The organism is Fundidesulfovibrio sp. (genome assembly GCF_058402725.1).
The window spans coordinates 1-6,171 of record NZ_JBZVFJ010000174.1; the positions used below are offsets into that span (position 1 = coordinate 1).

General features: G+C 67.8%; 10 protein-coding genes. 7 read left to right on the forward strand and 3 right to left on the reverse strand.

Features of this window, described 5'->3' with window-relative positions:
- The 3 genes from ACV4UX_RS16535 to ACV4UX_RS16545 form a co-directional block, all read right to left on the reverse strand.
- Positions 1-256 (reverse strand): hypothetical protein (locus ACV4UX_RS16535; RefSeq protein WP_491594385.1); only part of this gene is annotated, 256 nt, incomplete at its 3' end.
- The gene (gene hisI, locus ACV4UX_RS16540; RefSeq protein ID WP_491594386.1) at positions 256-642 is read right to left on the reverse strand and encodes a phosphoribosyl-AMP cyclohydrolase; all 387 of its coding nucleotides are present in this window, start codon (positions 640-642) and stop codon (positions 256-258) included. The genes ACV4UX_RS16535 and hisI, both read right to left, overlap by 1 nt.
- 33 nt (positions 643-675) lie before the next feature.
- Positions 676-1,785 carry a hypothetical protein gene (locus tag ACV4UX_RS16545; RefSeq protein WP_491594387.1) on the reverse strand — a complete coding sequence of 370 codons (1,110 nt, stop codon included), beginning with the start codon at positions 1,783-1,785 and terminating at the stop codon, positions 676-678.
- A 149-nt stretch (positions 1,786-1,934) separates the two neighbouring features.
- Between ACV4UX_RS16545 and ACV4UX_RS16550 the strand changes: the two genes are divergently transcribed.
- From ACV4UX_RS16550 to ACV4UX_RS16580, 7 genes are all read left to right on the forward strand, one after another.
- Positions 1,935-3,065, forward strand: a complete 1,131-nt coding sequence (locus ACV4UX_RS16550; protein WP_491594388.1) for an ABC transporter substrate-binding protein — start codon at positions 1,935-1,937, stop codon at positions 3,063-3,065.
- Positions 3,066-3,250: 185 nt separating this feature from the next.
- On the forward strand, positions 3,251-3,562 hold the full coding sequence (locus ACV4UX_RS16555) for an AtpZ/AtpI family protein (RefSeq protein ID WP_491594389.1): 312 nt from the start codon (positions 3,251-3,253) through the stop codon (positions 3,560-3,562).
- Entirely contained in the window at positions 3,555-3,974 is a 420-nt protein-coding gene (locus ACV4UX_RS16560) for an ATP synthase subunit I (protein ID WP_491594390.1), read from the forward strand. The genes ACV4UX_RS16555 and ACV4UX_RS16560 overlap by 8 nt, the downstream gene beginning before the upstream one ends.
- Before the next feature lie 5 nt (positions 3,975-3,979).
- Complete coding sequence (atpB, locus tag ACV4UX_RS16565; RefSeq protein WP_491594391.1) at positions 3,980-4,666, forward strand: F0F1 ATP synthase subunit A; 687 nt, start codon at positions 3,980-3,982, stop codon at positions 4,664-4,666.
- Positions 4,667-4,722: 56 nt separating this feature from the next.
- A complete protein-coding gene (atpE, locus tag ACV4UX_RS16570; protein WP_491594392.1) occupies positions 4,723-5,043 on the forward strand; it encodes an ATP synthase F0 subunit C in 321 nt (106 codons plus the stop codon).
- A 70-nt stretch (positions 5,044-5,113) separates the two neighbouring features.
- Positions 5,114-5,752: a redox-sensing transcriptional repressor Rex gene (locus ACV4UX_RS16575; protein WP_173081358.1), complete on the forward strand. Its 639-nt coding sequence runs from the start codon at positions 5,114-5,116 to the stop codon at positions 5,750-5,752.
- Between the two features lie 78 nt (positions 5,753-5,830).
- Positions 5,831-6,171: SAM-dependent chlorinase/fluorinase (locus ACV4UX_RS16580; protein WP_491594393.1), on the forward strand; the 341-nt coding region annotated here is incomplete at its 3' end.

Consider the following 6,171-nt stretch of genomic DNA (forward strand, 5'->3'; position numbering starts at 1 on the left):
CCAGGGGCACGGCCGGGGCCGCGCTGGGGCTGTGGCGCTGGGCCGGCCAGAGCGGGAGCGCGCCCAGCCCGTGGGACGCGGCGCGCGCCGCGATCCCCGTGCCGGGGAAGAGGCCGGCGAACTCCCAGAGCCCGGCCAGCGAGGCGGCCAGGGCCAGGGCGAACATCCAGCCGCCCCCGGCCCAGACGCAGCCCGCCAGCAGGGGCAGGGCCACGGCGGAGGTGATCCAGCGCGTGCGGTGCGATGCGCCCAGCATCACGCGCCCGGACCGTAGACCTTCTCGGGGTCGAAGACCTTGGGCGAGCATTCGGCGTCGGCTCCGTCACGGCCGATCTCGCGGTAGAAGCAGGAGCGGTAGCCCGTGTGGCAGGCCGCGCCGCCCACCTGCTCCACGAGGGCCACCACGGCGTCGCGGTCGCAGTCCAGGCGCAGGGACTTCAGACGCTGCACGTGTCCGGATGTGCCGCCCTTGTGCCAGAGCTTGCCCCGGCTGCGGCTCCAGTAGTGCACCTCGCCGGTGCGCAGGGTCTCCTCCCAGGCCTGGCGGTTCATGTAGGCCAGCATGAGCACTTCGCCCGAGGCGGCGTCCTGGGCGATGACGGGCACGAGCCCGCCTCCTTTCTCGAAATCGGGTTCCAGCATGGTTGGTCCTTTCACGGTGTCGATCCCGCCACCCTAATTGCCGCCCACGGGCAGGGTCAAGACCGGCGTGTTCTTGGGCGGGTCGGCGGATTGCAGCGCGAAGAGGTTCAGCATGAGCTGGAGCACTTCCTTGGAGCGGGTGTCCTCGGCGCGGATGGAGTACCACCAGCCGCCGTGGTTCACGCTCACATAGGCGTCCAGGGGGCGCGTGCGGCTGGCGCGCACGTCCATCACGTCGGCGAACTGGGGGCGCAGGTCGAAGGCGGCCTTGCGCGCGGCCAGTTCGGCGGGGACCTCCACGCCCTGCCCTGCCACGTCCATGGCCCGCAGGCAGTTGCGCAGGCTGAAGGCCAGGGCCGTCACTCCGGCGTCGACCTGTTCCTCCCTGGCCAGTTCGCGCTCCCGCACGGGCACGAGGCGCGCCTTGGCCACCAGGTGGCCCTTGCCGGTTCTCCCGGCCCGGAGTTCCACGCCGATGAGCCCCGCGATCCGTTCGGCCTCCGCAGCGTCCTTGAAGCGCAGGGTCATCAGGGTGATGTTGGGCCTGTCCTTGCCCGGCGAGGCGGTCACGATGTCGAGGTCGCCCCGGTCGTCCATGGCGGCGACGAGCCGGGTGAGCTCCAGGAAGCGGGCGTGGTCCGTCGGGTCGAAGCCCGTGCGGGTGTCGTAGGCGTGGTCCAGGCTGCCGATGCGCTTCACCAGGAGGCGCATGAGGTATTCGATGTCCCAGCCGGCGCGGTAGAGCACCACGAAGCGCTCCAGGTCCACCTCGGCCAGGAACTGCTGGGCGTAGGTCTGGCCCTGGTAGGGCGTGTAGGTGACGGTGGGGGAGTCGGAGTACTGCCCGGTGAAGGTGGGGGCGTAGTTGTAGTAGACGCCGCGCAGGAAGTCGCGCTGGTCCGGGAAGGTGCCGGTGGCTCCGGCGGTGACGCTGTAGTTGAAGCTGGAGGCGATGGAGCCCACCTGGAGGAAGAGCGGCTGTTCGAAATATTTCATGCGCACGAGGTTGAGCAGCATCTCCTCGTTGGAGGAGCGGGCCACGGCCAGGTTGTAGTCCATACGCGTGGCGGGGAGCTTGGCGGGGCCGAAGGAACAGGCCCCCAGCAGGAGGCAGAGCGCGACGCAGGCGGCAAGGCGGGGCATGGGGGCTCCGGTGAGGGCGTTTCGCTGCTTGTTGCCCCGAATCGGGCGCGAGGGCAAGCGCGGGCGTTGCGCCGCCCAGGGGAAACGGGCATGGAGAGGGGTAGAACAGACTGGCCCGGCGGTCGGCACGCACGGGCAAGGAGGACGCGGTGCGCGCGGTGCTCTCGATGATCCTGGCGGCGGCCCTTTGGGCGGCTCCGGCCCTGGCGGCGAAGCCGGTGGTGGTGGGCGTGCTCTACAACCTCACGGGCAATCAGGCCTCCCTGGACGTGCCGGGCCTGGAGGGCGCGCGCCTGGCGGCCGAGGCCGCGAACCGCAAGGGCGGCGTGAAGGGACGCCCCCTCGTGCTGGAAGTGCGCGACTGCGGCACCGACGTGGAGCGCTGCCGAGAGGCCGCCCGGGAGCTGGCAGCCCTGGGCGTGTCGGCCGTGGTGGGCCTCAACGACTCGGACTTCGCCCTGGCTGCGGGCGAGGCCGTCACGCTCGCCAAGGTCCCCTTCGTGACGGCCGGGGCCACGCTGCCCACCCTGTCCCGGACGCTGGGTCCCTATTTCTTCATGGCCTGCTTCGGCGACGACGCCCAGGCCAAGGCCCTGGCCAAGTTCGCGGTGCGGCGCATGGGCATCACCACCATGATGCTCACAGCCAACCGGGATTTCGCCTTCACCACGGTGCTGGCAGGGTCGTTCGTGAAGTCGTTCAAGCTCCTGGGCGGCGACATTCCGGCCCAGGCGCGCTACGGGGCCGCCCCGGGGCCCGTGCTGGGCAGCCCCGCGCCCGCGTGCCTCTCGGACGGCGCATGCCAGGGCGCGTTCGTGGCGGGCATGCCCGAAGACGCCCCGCGCACGGTGAAGGCCCTGCGCGAGGCCGGGTTCAAGGGGCCGGTGTTCTCGGGCGACGGCTTCGACACGCCGCTCCTGGAGCAGGTGGGAGAAATGGCCAGGCCGGGGGTTTTCTTTTCCACCCACGTGTCCTACGAAAGCCCGCGCGCGGAGGTGCGCCGCTTCGTGGAGGCGTGGACCCGCGCCCACGGCTCGCGTCCCGTGAGCGGCTTCGCGGCCCTGGGGCACGACGCCGTGGCCCTGGTGGCCGACGCCGTGGCCCGGGCCGGGTCGGACGAGCCGGCCCAGGTGCGCCGCGCCCTGGCCCAGACGAGGGCCTTCGTGGGCGTGACGGGGCGCATCGGCTTCGAGGAGCCCCAGGAGCCGCCGCTCAAGGTGGTGGCCATCGAGCGTTACGACGGCGTCGCAAGGGTCTTCGAGGCCGAGGTGCAGCCCTAGGACTTTGTGGCGGTTGTCACAAGCTCGGCCGGCCCCCTGCCCGACGTGTGAAAAAACCTCGGAAAAATCCCGGCTTCGGGCTGCTGGCTCGTTGACGGAAAGCTTGCCGGTGTGCTAGTCCTGCCCGACTTGTGAAGCAATGCACGAGTGCCGCGGTCGCCCGGCAGGGAGCCGGAGGAGAGCGGATGTTCTTTAAGAACAGGGATAAGGGAACCTGGGAAGGGATCGAGAAAGCGGCGGTGATGGGCACGAACTTCGTGGCCCACACCATCGTGGGGCTCGTTCTGGGCTACTACACCGACAAATGGTTCGGAACGTCGCCCTGGGGCCTGCTCGGCTGGTTGCTTCTGGGCGTGGTGGCCGGTTTCAAGACCATGTACCACGACGCCATGAAGGTCAGCGGAACCCAGACCCTGAAGTCCGCCCCAAGGCCCGGGGAAGCCTCCGAAGCTTCCCGGGACAAGGACGGCGGACACGGAGGCGCGCGCGATGCGTGAGTGGATCGGACGGTTTCTGGCGCGCATCGGCTTCCATCACCCGGAAGGGCGCACCCTCCTGCGCGACCAGATCATGATGGCCCTGGTGACCAGCCTGGCCGCCCTGGTGCTGTCGCAAGGCGGGGCGTGGGGCGTGGCCTGGACGTGCGGGGCGGCGCTCATCACGGTGAACTTCTGGTGGATGGTGCGCTTCGCCCAAGGGCTCCTGGCCAGCACGGCGGGGGCGGTGGGCGGCAGCTTTTTCAGGTTTTTCGTGCGCCTGGGCATCACGGGCGTGGGACTGTATCTGATGATCGTGGAAGCGGGATGGCCGGTGTGGGCCACCCTGGGCGGAATGTCCACGGTCATGGTCACGATTCTGGTGTGGGGGGCCCTCAAGTGGGCCGGGTCTAACAGCGCGAAGGAGGCATGAGAGCCATGGCTGGCGGATTGGATCACCCGGTATTGTTTCTGGAAATGGCTGCCAAGGGCGCGGGGATGAACATCCCCAACGAAGTGTTGTTCTCCTGGCTGGCCATCGTCGTGCTCCTGACCCTGGGTCTGATGACCACTTCGGGTCTCAAGATGGTGCCCGGAGGCCTCCAGAACTTCTTCGAGTTCGTCATCGGCGGACTCGAGAACTTCATCGTGGAGACCATGGGCGAGGACGGCCGCAAGGTCACCCCCATTCTGGTGGCGATCTTCCTCTACATCCTCACCTGCAACTTCATGGGCCTCATCCCCGGCTTCGACTCGGCCACCAACAGCGTCAACCACAACGCCGCCATGGCCCTGTTCGTCTTCATCTACTACAACTACTGGGGCATCAGGAACTGGGGTCCCGGCTACATCAAGCACTTCATGGGCCCCATGCCCGCCCTGGCTCCCATGATGATCATCCTTGAATTCATGAGCCATCTGGCCCGGCCCCTGTCGCTCACCCTGCGACTCTTCGGCAACATCCGCGGCGAGGAACTGGTGCTCATCCTGCTGTTCATGCTGGCGCCCATCGTCTCCACGTTCCCGCTCTACTTCCTCTTCATGCTGGCCGACTTCATCCAGGCCTTCGTGTTCTTCATGCTCACCCTCGTCTACCTGAAGGGAGCCTTCGAACACGCCCACTAAACCGGGGGAAATGGTCATCTGACCAAACAACATACCAACACGTGAGGAATCATTCCATGCGCAAGAACCTGCTCGTCGTCCTGAACACCATCGCCATGCTCGGTCTCGCCTCCATGGCCTTCGCCGCCGACGGCGGCTCCTCCGTCGGCCCCATGGCCGCCATCGGCTCCGCCATCGGCATGGGCCTGGCCGCCCTCGGCTGCGGCATCGGCCAGGGCATCGGCGTGAAGGGCGCCTGCGAAGGCATGGCCCGCAACCCCGAGATCGGCGGCAAGCTGACCACCACCCTGATCCTGGGCCTGGCCTTCATCGAATCCCTGGCCATTTACGCCCTGGTCGTCTGCCTGATCCTCATGTTCGTGAAGCCCCTCGGCTAAGCGACGCCTTCCCGCCGGGAGGCCCCAACGGGCCTCCCGGTTTTTTTCCCAGGTCAGGAGCCCCGCAAACGTGAAAAGCGAGCACATCCCCCGCGCCACCATCCAGCGCCTGGCACTCTACGTCCAGGTGCTCGAAACGTTCCGCAGGGAGGGCTCCGAAGTGCTCTCCTCCGAAGTCCTGGCCAAGGCCTGCAACGTCAATCCCTCGCAGATCCGCAAAGACCTCGCCTACTTCGGCGAATTCGGCGTGCGCGGCGTCGGCTACTTCGTCCAGGACCTCATCAGCTCCATCAAGCAGGCCCTCGGCGTCGACCGCGTCTGGAAAGCCGCCCTCGTCGGCGTGGGCAACCTGGGCAAGGCCCTCCTGCGCCACCAGGACTTCCCCCGGCGCGGCTTCCACATCGTCGGCGCCTTCGACTGCGATCCCTTCAAGATCGGCGAGGAAGTCTCCGGACTGGAAGTCATCTGCTCGCGCCGCCTCAAGGAAAAGGTCGAGGAACTCGACATCGAGATCGGCCTCATCACCACGCCCCCCGAGCGCGCCCAGCGCGCCGCCAACTACCTCGTGGACGCAGGCGTGCGCGGCATCATCAACTTCGCCCCCGCGCGCATCAACGTCCCCGAGACCGTCTATGTGGAATACGTCGACTTCTTCCACCATCTCTACGCCGTCGCCTTCAACCTGAACATGGACAACCAGGACCGCTAGGCCCTATCATCCTCTGGGTCGCGATCCCGGCGCGGCCGCTCCGACGTTCCCACAGACCCGGCTCGCAAGGAGGAGGCCATGACGGCTTTCGCCGTGCTGCTCACCGATTTCGGCTTCGCGGACCCCTATGTGGGCCAGATGAAGGGCGCGTTCGCCCAGCATGCCCCGGAGGCCCGCGTCCTGGACCTCTGCCATCAGGTGGAGCCCTTCAACATCCTCCAGGCAGCCTTCTTTCTGGCCTCCAGCCGGAAACACTTTCCCGAGGGGGCCGTGTTCGTGGCCGTGGTCGACCCCGGAGTCGGAGGAGACCGCCGCATCGTGCTCCTGGAGAAGCACCGTCAATTTTTCCTCGCCCCGGACAACGGCCTGCTCACCCTGGTGATGCAGCACGGAGGCGGCAGCCGCGTGCGCGACGTCAC

Bases quoted from the DNA above. Each gene is read 5' to 3' on its own strand.
- atpE (WP_491594392.1), top strand. From the start codon at position 4,723: ATGCGCAAGAACCTGCTCGTCGTCCTGAACACCATCGCCATGCTCGGT.
- ACV4UX_RS16560 (WP_491594390.1), top strand. From the start codon at position 3,555: ATGCGTGAGTGGATCGGACGGTTTCTGGCGCGCATCGGCTTCCATCAC.
- ACV4UX_RS16555 (WP_491594389.1), top strand. From the start codon at position 3,251: ATGTTCTTTAAGAACAGGGATAAGGGAACCTGGGAAGGGATCGAGAAA.
- ACV4UX_RS16545 (WP_491594387.1), bottom strand. From the start codon at position 1,785: ATGCCCCGCCTTGCCGCCTGCGTCGCGCTCTGCCTCCTGCTGGGGGCC.
- hisI (WP_491594386.1), bottom strand. From the start codon at position 642: ATGCTGGAACCCGATTTCGAGAAAGGAGGCGGGCTCGTGCCCGTCATC.
- atpB (WP_491594391.1), top strand. From the start codon at position 3,980: ATGGCTGGCGGATTGGATCACCCGGTATTGTTTCTGGAAATGGCTGCC.